At 41.5% G+C, this 16,886-nt stretch carries 13 protein-coding genes; 10 read left to right on the top strand and 3 right to left on the bottom strand.

Annotated features, from left to right (window positions below; all coding sequences use genetic code 11):
• The first annotated feature begins 171 nt into the window (after window positions 1-171).
• From AAEU28_RS09930 to AAEU28_RS09910, 5 genes are all read left to right on the top strand, one after another.
• Window positions 172-303, top strand: a complete 132-nt coding sequence (locus AAEU28_RS09930) for a hypothetical protein (RefSeq protein ID WP_421963971.1) — start codon at window positions 172-174, stop codon at window positions 301-303.
• A complete protein-coding gene (locus tag AAEU28_RS09925; RefSeq protein WP_421963970.1) occupies window positions 296-1,246 on the top strand; it encodes an ABC transporter ATP-binding protein in 951 nt (316 codons plus the stop codon). Before AAEU28_RS09930 ends, AAEU28_RS09925 begins: the two co-directional genes overlap by 8 nt.
• On the top strand, window positions 1,243-1,980 hold the full coding sequence (locus AAEU28_RS09920; RefSeq protein ID WP_421963969.1) for an ABC transporter permease: 738 nt from the start codon (window positions 1,243-1,245) through the stop codon (window positions 1,978-1,980). The genes AAEU28_RS09925 and AAEU28_RS09920 overlap by 4 nt, the downstream gene beginning before the upstream one ends.
• Window positions 1,981-2,169: 189 nt before the next feature.
• Window positions 2,170-2,628, top strand: a complete 459-nt coding sequence (locus tag AAEU28_RS09915; protein WP_421963968.1) for a winged helix-turn-helix domain-containing protein — start codon at window positions 2,170-2,172, stop codon at window positions 2,626-2,628.
• Between the two features lie 313 nt (window positions 2,629-2,941).
• A complete protein-coding gene (locus AAEU28_RS09910; RefSeq protein ID WP_421963967.1) occupies window positions 2,942-3,607 on the top strand; it encodes a DUF2987 domain-containing protein in 666 nt (221 codons plus the stop codon).
• A 62-nt stretch (window positions 3,608-3,669) separates the two neighbouring features.
• On the opposite strand, the gene AAEU28_RS09905 is transcribed toward AAEU28_RS09910, so the two are convergent.
• A complete protein-coding gene (locus AAEU28_RS09905; RefSeq protein ID WP_421963966.1) occupies window positions 3,670-6,237 on the bottom strand; it encodes a serine hydrolase in 2,568 nt (855 codons plus the stop codon).
• Between the two features lie 168 nt (window positions 6,238-6,405).
• Entirely contained in the window at window positions 6,406-7,143 is a 738-nt protein-coding gene (locus tag AAEU28_RS09900) for a helix-turn-helix transcriptional regulator (protein ID WP_421963965.1), read from the bottom strand.
• A gap of 9 nt (window positions 7,144-7,152) precedes the next feature.
• On the opposite strand from AAEU28_RS09900, the gene AAEU28_RS09895 reads away from it, so the two are divergent.
• On the top strand, window positions 7,153-7,770 hold the full coding sequence (locus AAEU28_RS09895; RefSeq protein ID WP_421963964.1) for a DUF1579 domain-containing protein: 618 nt from the start codon (window positions 7,153-7,155) through the stop codon (window positions 7,768-7,770).
• 98 nt (window positions 7,771-7,868) lie between these two features.
• Here AAEU28_RS09895 and AAEU28_RS09890 read toward each other — a convergent pair whose 3' ends face one another.
• Window positions 7,869-9,953: a TonB-dependent receptor gene (locus AAEU28_RS09890; protein WP_421963963.1), complete on the bottom strand. Its 2,085-nt coding sequence runs from the start codon at window positions 9,951-9,953 to the stop codon at window positions 7,869-7,871.
• A gap of 250 nt (window positions 9,954-10,203) precedes the next feature.
• On the opposite strand from AAEU28_RS09890, the gene AAEU28_RS09885 reads away from it, so the two are divergent.
• From AAEU28_RS09885 to AAEU28_RS09870, 4 genes are all read left to right on the top strand, one after another.
• Entirely contained in the window at window positions 10,204-11,625 is a 1,422-nt protein-coding gene (locus AAEU28_RS09885) for a PQQ-dependent sugar dehydrogenase (protein ID WP_421963962.1), read from the top strand.
• A 336-nt stretch (window positions 11,626-11,961) separates the two neighbouring features.
• Window positions 11,962-12,825 (top strand): AraC family transcriptional regulator, encoded by an 864-nt coding sequence (locus AAEU28_RS09880; protein ID WP_421963961.1) that lies wholly within the window; start codon window positions 11,962-11,964, stop codon window positions 12,823-12,825.
• Window positions 12,826-13,082: 257 nt separating this feature from the next.
• Entirely contained in the window at window positions 13,083-15,845 is a 2,763-nt protein-coding gene (locus AAEU28_RS09875) for a tetratricopeptide repeat protein (protein ID WP_421963960.1), read from the top strand.
• A gap of 131 nt (window positions 15,846-15,976) precedes the next feature.
• Window positions 15,977-16,879: a prenyltransferase gene (locus AAEU28_RS09870; RefSeq protein WP_421963959.1), complete on the top strand. Its 903-nt coding sequence runs from the start codon at window positions 15,977-15,979 to the stop codon at window positions 16,877-16,879.
• Window positions 16,880-16,886: the final 7 nt, after the last annotated feature.

The raw sequence follows: 16,886 nt of genomic DNA, 5'->3' as shown, positions 1-16,886 counted from the left end.
TGGCCTTAAACTGAATGAGCTAATTTAGCATTTGCAGCACTGAATTAATAACCTACGTCGATAAAAACATGACACTTGTCATATCGATCAATGACAAAGCTCACTGAAACCCTATGATGCCTTTAGTCATACTAAACCCATCAAAGTTAATCTCGCACTGAGGAATTGGTTATGGAAAGCATGATGTGGGCAGTATTAGGTATGGCATATAGCTTAATTGCCGCAGCATTAAGCACTTATAAATATAATCGTGGTAAGCCATTTTATAGCAAATCAAAGAATACCGAGGTGAACTATGACTAATTCAGCAGTGGTTTCGGTTAACAACTTACACCATAGATATGGTGACAAAGCTGTTCTGAATGGCTTAGATTTCTCGCTACAAGCAGGTCGCGTTTACGGATTTTTAGGAGCCAATGGTGCAGGTAAAACAACCTTAATTAACCTGTTGCTTGGGCGTTTAAAAGCGTCACAGGGCAGCATAGAAGTGCTGGGTAATAAAGCAGGCTCCGCTGCTGCGAAGGCCAAAGTAGGCGCTATGCTACAAATAGGTAGTTTACCCGCGAATTTGACTGTACTTGAGCAATTAAACTTATTCGCAAGCTACTATAAATCGCCGATGTCTGTTTCTAAAGCGTTGCGTTTGAGTGATTTAAATGCCCATGAAAACACGCAATTTAGTAAGTTATCAGGGGGCTTAAAGCAGCGCTTATTGTTTGCCATTGCCATTATTGGCGATCCACAACTGGTGTTTTTAGATGAGCCGAGTTTGGCAATGGACGTGAATGCACGCCAGCAAATGTGGCAAACCATTCGACAATTAAAAGCACAGGGCAAAACAGTCGTGTTAACTACCCACTATATGGAAGAAGCTGAAGCCCTAAGCGATGAGTTATTCATTTTAAATGAGGGAAAGATCATTGCACAGGGCTCGCCAAGTGAGTTAAGTCACAATATGCAGTTAAGTGAAGTGAGCTTTGCTTGTGAACTGAATGAGTCTGAAATCTCAGCTTTATTACCTGAGTGGTCGTGGCAGGTAAATGAGGGTAAAGCTGCAACCCGCTGTAAATCACCAAACACACTGTTAAAGCAAGCATTTGCGAAGGGGTTAAACTGCGACTTACTCAGTATTAAACCTTCATCGTTAGAGCAAACCTTTATTTCACTGACAGAAACCGCTGTACACGAAAATAAAACATCGACAAATTCAGCTTCAGACAAATCAGCCAAGGAGCAAGCAGCATGAGTAGCATAAGTTTATATAGTCTCAAACAAGAAGCGTGGTGCGATTCTAAAAGTGTATTTAGAAACTTAGGCTTTGTGATCCCGACCTTAGCGTTTCCATGTGCCTTTTACCTGTTTTTTGGTGTCGCTATGGGAGATGAAAAAACCAGCAGCTATTTGCTAATAAACTACATCATTTTTGGGGTGATGGGCCCCGCTTTATTCAATTTTGGGGTCAATATCGCAACCGATAGGGAGCAAGGTTTATTGGCGTTGAAACAACTATCGCCCATGCCTGCTAGTCAGTACTTAATGGGTAAAGCTTTTACCGCTTTAGTGTTCTCGACCTTGATATTTATATTTCTCTCTAGTTTAGCTGTGCTGTTTGCAGGCGTGAGTATGTCGCTACTTAAATGGGGTCAGGTATATGCGTTAGCGCTGGTAGGCACTTTACCATTTTGCATGCTTGGCTTAGTGATGGGCTTAAGTTTTTCAGCCAAATCGGCCCCTGCGCTTGTTAATCTGATTTACTTACCCATTTCGATGCTGTCAGGCTTATGGCTACCTATTACTATGTTTCCTGAAGCACTACAGTGGTTTGCATGGGCATTACCAAGCTATCACTTATCTCAATTAGGGCTGAGCATTTTAGAGATGCACCAAGGCTTTAATTTAGCGTGGCATTTATTAGGCGTTGCATTATTTACATTGCCGTGTGGCTATCTAGCAACAAAAAAGTACAACGCCATGAAATAAAATCATATTGTAACGCCCCTTTACAGACAGGGGCTTTACCTCTGGGCTTCATTCCTTTACTCTTAACCTGTTGTTAATTATTTCTTAAAAAACATGAAGTTTAGTTTTCAGATTTTCCAGTTCGATTGTGAACACAAAATCCTTACCCGCCACGGAAAGGTTATTAAGCTAAAAGACAGAGCTGCGAATATGCTCAAGTTCTTTATTTTGAATAACGATAGAATTCTGTCTAAAGCAGAGCTATTAGAAACGGTTTGGCCAGACAAAACCGTGTCTGAACAAGTCGTCTTTCAGAACATCAGTCACTTACGTGCCATTTTTGGTAACGATGCGATTAAAACCTTTTCAAAAAGAGGCTATCAATGGCAATTAGAGCTTACTGAAGTCACAGAGCAAGCTGAAGAAGTAGCAGTGGCCCCAGAGTCACAAGTGGCTACTAGCACAGCGCCTGTTGCAGAAGAAAGTAAAGCTGAGAGTGAGTCAAAAAATAATGAAAGCTCAGACAGTGCTCTGCAAAATGATGCGCCAGCTTCTGACAGTTCACCTGAGCAGCCTGCAAAAGAGAGCAAGTCGACAGCTTGGCTCGGCATTTTGGGCGCTGCAGCCTTAGTTGTAGCAACAGCGATTTGGATGGCTGTTAAGTCTTAATTTACTTCTCTCTTTCTTTTAATAAAGCGATGGCAAACATCGCTTTATTGCCCTCTACTTTCCTATAAAAATCAGAATCTTTAAAAATCCTTTTGAACTTTCCTGTATGCATCTAAGTCAGTTATACCAATCCTCTTAATTAAGCGAGCTATTTTGAGGCAAGAAAAACTTGTCGATAGTGAGGCGAAAATTTTGATGTTTAGTTGTTCTAAATGAAAAGTTTTTAACGAAGCTAGCGTCAGTTTTAGTCCCTCAAAATGATTGAGTATTATTGAGGGTTGGTATTTCACACAACTACCAAGGAAGCATAATAATGAAATTATCAACAGTATTTGCAGCAAGTGTATTAATTAGCAGCTCTCTTTTTAGTCACTTTAGTTACGCCGAAGGGCGCAGTATTGAATATGGAAAAATGAATCAATATCGCGATATGGCGACTAATCAAGCAAAGTCGCAATACTTTAGCTCTCTATTTAAGCTTAAAATTAACAACCCAGACATTCAACAGAGTGATGTGAAAGTTTGGTTAGAGCAAGAAGGTAAAGTGCTCGCTGAAGCGACCTTTGATGAAGAAGGAAATATTGGCCTGCCCATTTTGTCACAGGCAGATGCAGATAAAACTTTGCTCCATTCAAATTACAGTAAAGACGATGTTGGTATAGCCATCACGATGAGCTTAAAGCCGATAGAAAGCAAAGAGCTTAAATACTCAGAGGTGTTTTTGCTACTTGATGACGTGAATAACTTTGCTGAACAAATGGCAGGCGGATTCTCTATGTTCGTTCCGAGTATGGATGAAATAAAGTTCACATTCGATGCTCCTTCGACCATTTCTGTAAAAGACAGCAAAGGCAAAACTAAAACATACAAAACAGACGACGAATTTGTGATCGAAATTCCGAAAAAGAAACGTTGGATGCAAAGCGACACTTGGCTGCAATTTAGTGCTTTACCGACTAGGTACGAGCCGATTAATTAACTTTTACATTAAGTATAAAGAGCGTAAAGGGGCTTTACGCTCTATTTAGGTAGTATTTCTATCTACTCCTCATAACCATTAGCAAAGGTTCTTACTAACGCTTCTATTTCAGTGAATGTTTGTTCACTGTTTTCGTTAAACGCATCGGCGTTGGTCAATAAAACAAAGCCGTTTTTACGTTTTAGGTCGGCAAATATTTTATTGCGTACGCCAAAGTCGGTGCCGCCATGAGAAATAAACTGCTGGTCGATATTCCAAAAGTAGCCATGGTGTAGCACGGTTTGTGCAGGCTCATATTGTATCGATAACATGTTTTTAACTGCGTTTTGGTCAAGTACTTGTTCTTCACCGATTTTGCCTTCATGGATACTGGCAAGCAAAAATTGACTCAAGTCTTTCACGTTAGAGACGGCATTACCATCGCTGTATGTGACAGAGCCGTAATCGGGCAGAGTAAATAATTCGCCGGTTTGTGGTTTAAATCCAGCTCGCTGAACAATGGGCTTTTGAGGTTTGTCGATGGCCCATTCTGTGTTGTGCATATTAAGTGGGCCAAACACCGTTTTTTGGCTCAAGCTAGGTAGGCTTTGCTGACTATCTTGTTCAAGTATATAGCCCGCCAATGCTGCGCCAACATTAGAATAAATAGAGGCATCACCCGGCTTGAGTCCAAATTGGCTGCTAAAGTTTTCATTAAAATAATAGTCGCCTTGCGCTGATAAATAGTTTTCGAAAAAGCGTGGCATATCTGGGTCAATTTCTTGCGGGCACTTATTATTTTGTGCCAATAAGTTCATTAAACTGCTGTGGTTGTCACGTAAATAGTAGCTACACAAATAGACGGCGTTATTGTCGAGAATACCACTGCTGTGGGTGATCAAATGTCTTAGGGTAATGGGTTTATCAGAAGTCGGGTTATCAATTGAAAACGGCAGCAGTGGTGCGATGTTCTTATCTAATTTAATCTGCCCTTGACCTTCTGCATGAGCCAGTGTGGCACCCAGTAGTGTTTTACTGACTGACGCGAGGTAAAAGCGACTGTCTGCTGTCACTGGGGTACCGCTTTCATCTGCGATCCCAAAACCATTTTGATAAACCACTTTGCCGTCATGAATTACGCCCACTGCGATGCTAGGAATATTGCCTTTGGTTTGTAATTGCTCAAGTGCGGTTTCGAATTCGTCTACTGCGAGTGTTGGGTGAGTGTGTTTGTTCAGTTGCTCAAGCGCAAAGTCATAACTTGAAAAGCGTGCTTCGTCGAATGAATGAACTGAGAAGGCGCTCTGTGCATGCTTAGGCTCAATACCTGTTAATTCAAATGCTTTGCCTTGAGCGTTGCGATACACTTCGTTTGAAAGGCCGATCTCCCAGCCATTTGGCAGCGTAAACGTTAATATGTCAGACAGTGCGCCTGAGGTTGGTTCGCCAACAGTATGAACATGGTCGAACTGTTCTAAAGTCATAGCCAGCACTTCACCTGCACTTACAGTCATTTGACTGGTTAGCAAGTAAACTGGGTTCGTATAAGCGCTGTCATTTTTAAGCACTTGATATCTAACTGGTACGCCCATGCCAGCAGGTGTCACTGCTTGTTTATTAACTGCGAGTACGGTTTTATCTGCAAAATAGTTGGCAACTTCTAAGGCGATGGCATCGTGTCCACCTTGATTATTACGTATATCTAAAATGAGGCCATCAGTGTCTTTTAATTGCGCCATTACTTTATCGAGTAATGTTTCTGCAGCTGTCAGTTGCACTTCGGCGGTGGCATCTTCGGTTTCGCTAAAGCTCTCTAAGTTATTGAGTACAATAACCCCGACATTGTCAGCGGTTTTGCCCCAAAGTAAGGTCGGAAAATCACTCTGCGCAGGAAATTGCGACATGCTGTCAGGTTGTAAGTAAGCTTTGCTAATTTCAGTATAATGGCCAAGCATGGTATTAAATACGTCATCTAAACTGGTTTGCTCGCCTGCTCTTAAAAAGTTACCTCGAATACCGACTGCGGCTTTCATAAAAGGGCTGTCTTTACCGACATAAAAGTTGGCATCTTTGGCCCAGATATTCACGTGTCCGTCTTTTAATGGGGCAACCATCGCCGCGAGTGTGCTAAATAGTGCGTCGTCAGTCATGTCGTCACTAATTTGCGGTTTAAATTTTACATATTGTTGTGACCAATCAACGCCTCTTAACTCAAAGAAGGCATAGTAGTCGTTAAAAGCATGCCAAAAATACTCAAAAACTTGGTTTGGAGTTGCGTTCTCAGTGACATTAATCGGTGTATTACATAGGGCTGGTAAGGCTTTGTTTGTGGTATAGGTTTGCGCATGAATTTCGCCTTTCTCTCGCAAACTTAATGCGGTATCGGTCGATTTAAGTTCAGCGATGAATTCTTTATTGGCTTGTTCATGACTTAATTGGTTCACTTTAATACAACCAAATGTATTGTATTCATATGCACTTACCTTGTTATCTTGAATGTCTAACACGGCGCCGTAAGCGGTTTTATTCCATACGCCTTCGGCTTTTTGCAGTTCGGTGCGCGTATCTTTGTCACTAGAACATCCGCTGAGTACTAGGGTAGCGAAAAGTGCGGTTGCAATGGGTGTACGAGAAAACAATTTGACTGACATTTTTTATATCCCTTGATGAAATGAGCGTTTAGCTTAAAAGTATGAGGGGTAATAAACTGTTGTTAAGTTGCGCGAAAATGTATATTTAAAGGTACACCTTTAAACACTTTTCAACACTCTTTGTGAGTATTTCGACTAGCGGTGCAAAGGCTAAGTAAAGCCCGATGTTTACAGTAATATTGGGCTGTCGGTTGCGATTAGGTGTGAAAACTCAGTAAAAGGCCGCAAAACAAATGTTTCTTCTATGACGTTTGAATCTTGAATGCGGTCAATTCGAAAAGTGCGATAATCTTGCCTTAAATGATCCCAAGCAAATACATACCACACCGGGTAGTTAAAGTATAAATAGTGAGGTTCTATTAGTCGCTCGGTGACCGTCTTTTTTTCATCTATGTAGCTGATGTTGATTGGTTGCTGATATAAAAATGCAGCACTTAACGCATGACATTCAGGAAACTGTGATTGTTCATAAGAGGCATGAACTTGCGGTGAGGCTGAACTACCAATGAGCACGCGATTTCTCAGAGCTTTAATATTGGCTTTTTGATCTGGAGACAACAAAGCCAATAATTTGTAGCGAATAGAGTGCAGGCTTTTCATAAACAAGGGCGAGTTCATCTTTTCGCAAATGGCGATACTGATCAGTAAATCTATCGTTTCACTCGTGGTGAGATTAATTTTGCCAAGTCCCCATTGCCGATGAAGCCTCACACCTCCGCCTCTGCCTTTGTCAGTATCAATTGGCATACCACGCGCTTTGAGAATATTGAGATCGCGAAATAGCGTACGTGTCGATACATTCAAAGCGTCTGATAAATCTTTCGAGGTCAGAAAGTCTTCGGACTTTAGCATGCTTGCTAATTTGTCTAGCCTTTCAAGGTGGCTTTGGGCCTTTGCTCTTTTCATATATTAAATATGACACAAAATGTCACTCAAGTTAATAAGCTACTCATTATTGGTGCTTTTATCAGTTTACAAAGTGCCAACTTGCAATTTAATTATTTGATGGAGCAACAAATGACAGAGCAACAAGCGAGAAAAAATGATTCAGTCGCGCAAGCAGATGTAGCAGGGGCGCAGGATTTTGATTTTGTTATAGGCAACTGGCGTGTGCATCATAAGCGCCTAGATAATATGTTTAGCGAAGACAAGCGTTGGGTTGAATTTGAAGGGCTTTCTTCAACTTCACACATTTTAGGTGGAGCAGGGAACGTTGAAGATAACCTTTTGTACTTTCCTGATGGTGCCTTTCGTGCTGTGGCAATGAGGGCATTTAATGCTCAAACTGGCCGTTGGTCTATTTGGTGGTTAGATGGTCGCTTCCCAGATAAGGTGGATACGCCTGTGGTTGGTTCGTTTAAAAATAACATTGGCCTTTTCTATGCCGATGAAGTCATCAAGGGTAGAAAAACCAAATTAAGATTTCAGTGGGACGCTAGCACACCAAATAACCCTAAATGGGCGCAGGCATTTTCATTTGACGAGGGGAAAAGTTGGGAAACAAATTGGACTATGAGTTTTATTCCTCAATAGTCAGAATAGATTTCAACTATCAATGCCTTTTAGAAAGTGGACTCACACGAAAACGCTTTGCTTGAGTCCACCGTTGAACTTAGGGCTAAATCATCGCTTTAAAAAGCGTATTTTAATTTTAAGCTCATATTTCTTGGCTCACCAACAAAGTAGCGATGATTGCCAAAGGCAAAATCGGCACGCTCTGCGTAGCGCTCGTCAGTGAGGTTCATCATCGCAAATGACGCGCTTAACTGTGGGTTAATTTGCCAGTCGGCTCGCAGATTATAAATTTTATGGCCTGCATAGCTTTGTGTATTGGCAGCATCTAAAAAGTAGTCGTCTATTTGCTGGCGTTCTAACTGAGCCATGATAGTTCGTGTAACTTGCCAATTGATCTGCAGGTTAAGGAGTAATTTTGGCGCGGTATCTATGTCGTTGCCCTTGATTTGCGCACCATTAGTTGGGTTATTTAAATAAGTGTGTTCGCTGTAGCTAAAGGCCAACTTTGTACTAATAGTACGCGTTACTTGGCGGTTAAGTGCAAACTCAATGCCCTGGTGTTTGGTATCTAGGCCATTTAAATATTGGCGGTCGGCGTCTTGGTAAATGCCGTCTTTTTTCTTTAAATGATAAACTGAGAGCTCAGCAAAGAGGTCTCTATCTACATATCGAACACCAACTTCGGTTTGTCTGGCTTTGACACTTTTTACATCGCTGGCGAGCTGACCGTTCTGTAGGCGGTATAATTCGCTGGTATGGGGGGCTCTGAAGCTTTGATCATGTTTGGCGAATAGTCGTGTTTGTTTATCAATTTTGTAGCTGTAGCCAAGTGCATAACTGATATCGTCAAATTGATTACTTTGACTCGCAGGGCGAGTATAACGACACCCCCCGAAGCCACAGGCTGTGCCATCGTCTTTTAAATTACCTGTGCTTAAATTGTTTTGATAATCGTAGTCGGTGTTATCGTAACGCAGTGCGGCAAAGGCATTATGTTCGTCTGTGATTTTGGCGTCGATCTGAGCGTAAGTGGCAAGACTTAGCGCATCAACGTCATAATCATAATGCCTTCCTTGCGGTAATACGCCGCGTAAAAATGCAGAGTTTGATTCGGTGTCGTTGGCTTGGTTTTGTTTTAAAAATCCGCGAGTGATGTCGATGTCAGAACCAAGCGTTAAACTGAACATATCAGACAGCTGACTTGCGCGACGTACTTGTAAACCAATACTCGAATGGCCATTTTCTTCGACAGGCGTGCCCGGTAAAAAGTGCATTAAAAAGTCCATATCTGTATGGCGTAAATATGGATTAACCTGCCAGGCTGCATTTGGCGTACTTAATGTGTTAAACATGGCGTAGCGCATCGACAAACTGTTTCGATATGCATCTGGAAAGTCATTAATACGCAGTAATGATTTATCTTGATAGGCGTTTTCGCCACGCTGCAAATAGCCCGCTGTATCCTGCTCTAAATTGGTTAGCGTCACTCTGTGGGTAGTTTGCCAATCACCTAAACTGTGCGAAGCCGCCAATGAGAGTTTTTGTTGCTCGTAGCCTGAACTATCTTGAAAGCCGCCATCTGAAGTAAGTGTTAAGCCCACTAGGGTATCGAGGGCTTCAGTTTGCTGGCTGTAAAGGCCATTTACACGATAAAAGCTATCTTCACCTAATTCTACGCTCACCATGGGTGTTGCATATAAACTTGGGCTAAACACATTGATAGTGCCATGAATGGCATTTGAGCCGTAGCGAGATGAATTCGCGCCTTTTACCACTTCGATGTTATCTGCAAGTTCAAAGTGAGTGTCGAATAATTGGTTTACGTTACAAAAGCCTGGCGCGCGTAGGCTAATACCATTTTCAAGCGTTAAAAACTCAGCACACGAACCTGCGCCGGTTAAAACAGGTGAACGCACCGATAACAATGATTCTTGGCCGTTACCACGACTTAACCAAGTGCTAGATGCTTGGCTTAGCAATTGGTTTAAATGCTCGGCATTGCTTTGCTCAATGCTTTGTTTGGTAATTTTATTGGTGTTACCTATCAAGTCTAAATGCTGAGTTTGTGTGCGGTTGGCGGTGGTGACTAGGGTTTCGATGTCTTTATCATTGGCGCTTGATAAGGCTTGAAAACTGATGCTCGCGTAACCTAAAAGAGCCAAAGACAAAATAGAAAATTTAAACGTTTCTCGCACAGACATGTTCCTTTATCGCAACTTGACGGTATTTTACCAATCCTCAATAATACTTGAATCATTTTGAGGGATTAAAACTAACGCTAGCGTCGTTAAAAATTTCTTATTTAGAATAACTAAACAGCAAAATTTTCGCCTAGCTATCGATAAGTTTTCCTTGCCTCAAAATAGATCACTTAATTAAGAGTATTGGTATTACAAAAGTGCCTCATTATACTCAACTAATTCAAAACACGATCTACCGTCGAGCAAAATTATGTATCAAAAAGTGTTTAAAACCACGCTGTTAAGTGCAGCTTGTATGTTGAGCATGGCTTCGCATGCTAATAACCAGAACGTTGAACAGCTATTTAAAACAACCTGTGCATCGTGCCATGGTCAAGAATTAACAGGTGGCATGGCTGGTTCTTTAATTGATAACCAGTGGATGACAGAAGGCACTGATACTGCGCTGGCGAATGCCATTAAAAACGGTATTGTTTCGGCGGGTATGCCTGCATTTGGCGCGACGTTAAATGAAGAACAAATTCGTACTCTGGTTGTATACATTCGTGAAGCAGGTGCAAGAGCAAAGCAAGCGAAACAGCCAGAATCGCAAATGGGCAAGTCGTTTAATACGGATTACCACAAGGTGACAACCAAAGAAGTGACCAAAAGTGATGGCATCATTTGGGCAATGGATTTTTTACCTGACGGCAGTTTGCTTTATACCTTACGCGAAGGCGAGCTTTGGCACATGACCAAAGGCGGTAAAAAAACACATATTAAGGGCACGCCTAAAGTATGGCATAAACGTCAAGGTGGGCTGTTAGATGTGTATCCTGATCCAGATTACAAAAACAATGGCTGGATTTATTTGTCGTATAGTAAAGATGCAGGTAAAAACAGCCAAGGCCAAGAGGTGGCGTTTACAGCCATTGTGCGCGGAAAAATTAAAAATGGTGAGTGGGTAGATCAGCAAACCTTATTTGAAGCCAAACCAGAAAATCATCAAAATCGCGGTTGGCACTTTGGATCCCGTTTTGCCATTAAAGGTGATTACTTATTCTTTACCAATGGTGACGAAGGGCTTCAATATGGCGCGCAAGACATCACCACGCAAAACGGTAAAGTACACCGAATTTTTAAAGATGGTCGCGTGCCAAAAGATAACCCGTTTTATAACGAGAAAGGCGCACAGCAAACCATCTGGACTTACGGTAACCGTAACCCGCAAGGCTTAACGTTACACCCTAAAACTGGAGCACTGTGGTCTACAGAGCACGGTCCGCGTGGTGGTGACGAATTAAACCTGATCACCAAAGGCACTAACTATGGCTGGCCAAAAGTGACATATGGTATGAACTATAATGGTACGCCTATCACGCCACATACTGATTTACCTGGTATGCAATTACCTGTGCACCAATGGACGCCTTCTATTGCTGTTGCGGGTATGAATTTTTATACGGGCAATAAGTTTAAACACTGGCAGGGCGACTTATTTGTCGGCAGTTTGGCGAAGAAGCAACTACACCGCTTGCGAATTGAAAACGGCCAAGTCACAGAGGATGAAATCATCTTAAAAGGCCTAGGTCGTATTCGCGATGTCGTGACAGCACCCAATGGTGAGATTTATTTAACCATTAATGACCGTAATGCGAATCAAAGTAAGATCATTGCAATCGCGCCTAAATAAGTCTTCATAGGACGCGAAATAAATTCGCTGTTACCGTTGTTTTTGCGCGGTAGCACCTACTTGATGTCGGGTTAACCCTTCACAATGAAGACGCGAAATAAATTCGGTGTATTGGTATTTTTGCCCGGTAGCACCGACTTTATGTCGGGTTGCTCTCAACACGATCATCACCGTAAAGCCCCTTTACATACTCTTTGATTCAGATCTAAACCTCACGACATCATCTTTAATTTCTTGCTTTGATTTAAAACATTGAACATACAGCAATTTCGGTCAAGTAAAGCGTTTGCTGTATGATTAAGCTTGTCTGCAGTTTTACTAACACATAGGCGCTTTATGCAAAGCAATCTTTTACGGCAACGTATTTCTCTAGTTTGTGATTACATCAATCAACATTTAGATGATGAATTAACGGTGAGTGTGCTTAGTGATGTTGCTGCTTTATCTAAATTTCATTTTCATCGCGTATTTATGGCTTTTATGGGCGTAAATGTGGGCAAGTATATTTTGCTGGCGCGATTAAAGCGGGCATCTTTTCGCTTGGCGTTTGAGCGTGATATCAAAATTATTGATATTGCACTAGAAGCGAAGTTTGACAGTGCTGAAGCGTTTTCTCGCGCCTTTAAGCGTACGTTTGAGCAAAGTCCTTCAAAATTTAGACAAGCTGCAAATTGGCCTAGTTGGTATGACGTATTTGATTTTTCACCGCAACCAATAGAGCAACAAATCATGCAAGTAGACATTATCAACTTTGAGCAAATTAACATCGCGTTTTTAGAGCATAAAGGCGCAGCAAATCGCATCTTCGAAACAGCAGGGCAATTCATTGCGTGGCGACAAAGTAGCGGACTTTCGCCAATTAATGCGAGTCGCACATTTGGCATGCCAAATGGTGCCCCTGAAACTATGGCTGAAGATGCATTTCGATTTAAGCTGTGTGGTTCAGTAAACGCTGTCGTACCTGATAACGCGTTTGCTGTCGAAAATGGGGTTATTCCACACATGCGCTGCGCTAAAGTCAGGCATTTTGGCAGTCACGATAACATGGAGCAAACGATACGCTGGCTTTACCAACAGTGGCTTCCTCAAAGTGGTGAACTACCGAGCGATCATTGCTGTTTTTTCGAATATCATAATTTTGTGCACCAAGTTGATGAGTGCGAACTCATCACTGATATCTATTTGCCGCTTCAGGGGTAAAAGATGACTTTATTTGAGTTATAGCTATGGATAGCTGATATTTCAGGCAGTTTAACCTTGAGCTTTGGGTATTTAATATTATCGTCATGCCTACTTTTTTATCTGAGTTATACATTGATAAAACATGTATTGATGAGCAACAACACGCCTTAATGTGTTGTTGCTGATTTTGCATTACTAATTAATGGTTATAGATTCGCGAACCTAGCAATTAGGCTCTACACTTTGACTATGTTCATGGTTTAAAGAGTCAATCAATGCGCTATTGTTTACTCGCCTTTTTCTGTGCGATGAGCTTTTTTCTAAGGGCTGATGTGCCCAGCGCTGAGGACATTAAAGCTGCAAAAGGACATGAGCAATTAGTGCTTTTAAATCAATATATGCGCTCACAAGCTTTTATTGATGCGAGAATGGCACTTTCTCTTGTTGAGTCACTTAAGCCTAATTTACCCCTTAATCAATTTCCGAAAGAAAAGCTATACCTGCATTTATGGCAAGGGGTTGCGCTTAACTTTATTGGTAATCGTCGAGATGCTTTGATCTTGCTTGATACTGTGATCAATGAATCGACCAGTGCAGGTTTATCGGATGTGACTGTTGAAGCGCTTTTGCAACGTGCAACCATCTATGAAGAGCAGTCGAATAGCGATTTGGCGTTAACCGACCGCTTTAATGTCTTGTCTATGATTGAACATAAAGGCGATTACAAGTTGCTGGCAGATACACAAAGCGCCATAGGCATGACTTATTTCTCTCAGGCAAAGTTTACCCGTGCATTTGAATGGTTATTAAATGCCAAAGAAAACTATAAAGCGATCGATCTCGAAAGGGGGATTGTTCACACTTTAGGGCGAATTGGCTCAATTTATCGTTCGATAGGGGATTTAGATAACGCGTTAAGTTATCAATTACAAACGATTGAAGGACAAAGAAAAGTAGGCAATAAGAAAAGTTTAGCCATTGCTTTTAATAACACCGCCATTGTTTACAAAGACCTCGGAAAGTACCAAGAAGCCATTGAGATGCATACTAAATCACTTGAGCTCAAGCGCGAAATTGGCTACGAGCGCGGTATGGTGTATTCATTTAATAATTTGGGTGAAACCCACCGATTAGCTGGAGATTTAGCAACAGCAAAATCGTACTTAGTAAAAGCAGAGGAGTTGGCGAATAAATTAAACAATCGAATGCTACTTGGCTCAACCAATTTGTACTTAGGACGGATAGCGATCACCGAGAAGCGTTATGAAGATGCTGAACGCATTTTAGCGATGGCCATGGAAACCTACCGAAAACGAAACTCTGCATCTCGCATTGCTGAAGGATTAGTGGAGCAAGCTAACCTAGCGATACAAACTCAACAGCATCAGTCGGCGGTATCTTTGTTAAAAGAAGCGATTGAGTACGCGCAAAAAGCGCAAAAAAATGTGGTGTTGTTTAAAGCCTATGAGTTGTTATCTCAAGTGTATGCCAATATTGGGGACTTTCGCTCGGCGTATGATATGCAAGTTACCTTTAGAGAGAGCAAAGACAAGCTATTTGATTTAAATAGTCAGCAGCGGGTCGAAATGCTTGTTGTAAAGAATCAAATAGAAGAAACCAAGCGCAACTTAGAATTTGTGAAGCAGCAAGCCAAACTAACCGAATCAGAGCTCAATCATGAAATTGCCAATCGAAATTTACTAATGCTGGGAGGTTTGAGTTTTGTGTTGTTGCTTTGGTACTTATATAGTCAAAGGGTAAATAAAAGAGAGCTGAAATTAGTTAAACAAAGCCAATCAGAAATAGCCGAAAAAGAGCAAAAGTTAAGCTTAGCACTGTGGGCGAGTGGTGATGTGTTATGGAGCTGGGACTTAAAAGCTCAAACCGTATCGAGAGAGAATGCTGACGACTTGAGTGCATTACCCGATGGAAAAGTAGATCCAACCTGGCAAAACTTAAAGGCTCACGTACATCAAGATGATTTTCACCGTTTAACAACGCATTTGGAGTCAATAAAAAATCAGCAAGAAGAGGCTTTTGAAGTTGCATATCGTGTAAAAAATAAAGCCGGTGAGTGGGCATGGGTGCAAGATAAAGGCAAAGTCGTAGAGACTGACTCTGAAGGGCGACCTTTAAGAGTGGCAGGGATCCAACATGATATCACCATTTTGAAGCAACAAGAGGCTGACTTAGTTGTGTTAAATACGGAGTTAGAGCAAAGAGTACAGCAAAGAACCAAAGACTTGGTGGCTGCACTGAATGACTTAAAAGCAACGCAACAAAGTTTGGTTGAAGCTGAAAAAATGGCCGCATTAGGCTCTTTAGTCGCAGGGCTTGCACATGAGCTCAATACACCACTTGGTACCGCAATGATGGCAGTGACTCATTTACATGCTGAATTACAGCAACTTGATGCCAAGGTTCAAGAAAATAAGATTACTAAAGCAGAACTAACCGAAGGCTTTAAGGTTCTGGCTGAAAGTGGGGACCTAATTTTTAGCGGTGTTAATCGCACCTCCGCTTTGGTTGAACAATTTAAGCGAGTCTCTGTCTCAGAGCGAGGTGAAGGACGGGCAAGCGAAAGCTTTGCGGCTTTGGTTAATGCTGCCTTTAAAACTGCTTGGCAAGCATCTGGAGCCCCCAAGCATGTCGAGCTTCTAGATGTATCTGGCGGGAACATTACTACTTATAGTGACCCGTTAATGCAAGTCTTGGAGTTGTTGATTAGTAACGCCATCAATCATGCTGAACCGAATGGTCAGTTGAGTATTAAAGTGTCTTGTTATGAACGTAACAATTTTTATGAGGTGCTGGTTGAAGATAACGGTATTGGTGTGGCTGAAAACGAATTAACTAAGATATTCAACCCATTCTACACATTAGCGCGTCACAGAGGTCATGTTGGTCTTGGGCTTAATATTGTGTTTAACCTTGTATCACAGGTTTTGGGTGGTGAAATCAATTGTGAGCGCTCTGAACTTGGCGGGGCAAAGTTTAGATTCACAGTCGAAAAAGTGCATGAGAAATTACTTGTGTAAATGTTTAAATAGGATGCTATTTGGCTTTGACTATTTCATTGTACCTCAGCTATTACTTACCTTGTGCTAAATCAATGTTCACAAAAAGATACTTGCTAATCTAAGTACTCTAGTTCTTAACTGGACAAGTCATGAAAAACTTTATTTTAGTATTACCAAGTACACGGCCACCTTTTTTGATCTTAGCACCGCTGTGTGTGCTGTTAGGTAATGCGATTGCGCAATATCATGGTGCAGAGTTTAATGGCTGGCATTTTCTTTTAGCCTGTATAGGGTCTGTGTTGTCTGCGGTCGCAGTGAATACATTAAACGAGTATCAAGATTTTCATAGTGGCTTAGATTTAATCACTGAGCGAACACAATTTAGTGGCGGTAGTGGCTTACTTAAGCAAAATAGTGCATTGGAAAAGTCAGTTTTAAGTCTTTACCAACTGGCATTAGGTAGTTTGTTTCTTATTGGTATTTATTTTGTATATCGCTTTGGTTTACCTATGTTGACGATAGGATTGCTGGGGCTTGCGGTTATAATTACTTATACAAACACCTTAAACCGACACCCTTGGTTATGTTTAATATCACCGGGCTTAGGGTTTGCACTACTGATGGTATTGGGCAGCTACATTACACAAGGGTTAACACTGAACTGGCAAGTGTTGCTGATAGCGCTTATCCCTTTTTTCACCATTAATAACCTGCTGCTAGTGAATCAATTACCTGATATTAAAGCTGATCAACAAGTAGGTCGTAAGCATTTTGCAATTTCTTACTCAGTGAGTGCGGCTATTATCTGTTTTTCGGTATCAGCAGTTTTGGCATTGCTTCTTCTGGCCTTAGCATTGTATTTGTCAGTCTTGCCCTTTAATGCCACCTGGCTGACGCCTATTTTACTATTAAACTTTTTGGCTATTCCTAAATTAGCAAAGTTGAAACATGATATTGCAAAGCATCCCCAAAGTATGGTGTTAAATGTTGTTGCAGCGAACTTATTGCCTCTTGTTTTGTCGATCATACTCCTTTTAAACGGGCCTATCTGATTTGTAT

This window comes from Pseudoalteromonas sp. SS15 (genome assembly GCF_049257195.1).
Classification (GTDB): domain Bacteria; phylum Pseudomonadota; class Gammaproteobacteria; order Enterobacterales; family Alteromonadaceae; genus Pseudoalteromonas.
Note: the sequence above shows the minus strand (reverse complement) of the source record. Positions and strands in the feature narration are given on the sequence as shown.